At 33.8% G+C, this 394-nt stretch carries 1 protein-coding gene; it reads right to left on the bottom strand.

The window, feature by feature from the left end; all coding sequences use genetic code 11:
• The coding region (locus UNSWCS_RS11235; RefSeq protein ID WP_035144244.1) for a hemagglutinin repeat-containing protein at window positions 1-394 on the bottom strand (394 nt) is incomplete at both ends.

Here is a 394-nt window from a genome sequence, read left to right on the forward strand (position 1 = left end):
TAAATTTGATTTTTCATTCTTATATTGTTCGTATTCTTTTTTTACGCTATTTAGTTGTTTGACGGCTTCTTGTAGGGCTATAGTAGCTGGAGCGATCTGGGCATATTCGTTTTGCATAGTGATGGAGAGGGCAGCCTGTGCCTCTTTTAAAGTGGAGGTGGTGTCAATTGTATCTGTGCTATTTGAGATGTAAATGTTGCCATTTTTACTAATTAAGCTAATATCTTCTTTTGCGTTTAGGTTTGAGCCTTTTACACTTATATCATAGTTAGTATCTATATTGATATTATTGGCATTTAGGGTAGAACTGATGGAATTTAAAGAAGAGGTGTTATTAGTAGCTTCTTTATATTTAGCGTCTGCTACTCTTAGCTTTATGCTAGTATCTTTTTTA

Origin of the sequence: Campylobacter concisus UNSWCS (assembly GCF_000466685.1) — a bacterium.
In the GTDB taxonomy this organism is placed as follows: Bacteria; Campylobacterota; Campylobacteria; order Campylobacterales; family Campylobacteraceae; genus Campylobacter_A; species Campylobacter_A concisus_A.